Source organism: Peptoniphilus hominis (ex Hitch et al. 2025), assembly GCF_040096015.1.
Taxonomy (GTDB): domain Bacteria; phylum Bacillota; class Clostridia; order Tissierellales; family Peptoniphilaceae; genus Peptoniphilus_A; species Peptoniphilus_A hominis.
In genome coordinates, this window is record NZ_JBBMFO010000080.1 from 1 (window position 1) to 646 (window position 646).

Here is a 646-nt window from a genome sequence, read left to right on the forward strand (position 1 = left end):
TAGCACTAACTAAAGGAAGCTTGCAAGATGAAACAGCAAATCTAACAGTAAATGCAAAGGTAACACCACAAGATCCACCAGTAGTAGGACCAGTAGATCCAACAGATCCAAACGGTGGAAAACCAGCAGATCCAAACAAATACTGGACAGTAACATTTAAATCAGCAGACGAAACAAAGGGAACAGTAGCTGCTAAGAACACAGTATATGTATTAAAGGCAGAAAACAAAACATTAAAAGACATAACAGCACCAGCTACAACAGCAAAAACTGGATATGAATTTGCAGGATGGACACCAGCTCTTGATGCAAACACAGCTATAAATGAAAACAAAGTAGTAATAGCAAACTTCAAGGCAACAGGTACACCAACACCACAAGATCCACCAGTAGTAGGACCAGTAGATCCAACAGATCCAAATGCTGAAAAACCAGCAGATCCAAACAAATACTGGACAGTAACATTTAAATCAGCAGACGAAACAAAGGGAACAGTAGCTGCTAAGAACACAGTATATGTATTAAAGACAGAAAACAAAACATTAAAAGACATAACAGCACCAGAAAAGACAGCAAAAACTGGATATGAATTTGCAGGATGGACACCAGCTCTTGATGCAAACACAGCTATAAATGAAAACAAAGT

Annotated in this window: 1 protein-coding gene; it reads left to right on the forward strand. The window is 38.4% G+C overall.

Annotated features, from left to right (window positions below):
- On the forward strand, positions 1-646 hold a 646-nt coding region (locus WMO19_RS09850; RefSeq protein WP_349171694.1), incomplete at both ends, for an InlB B-repeat-containing protein.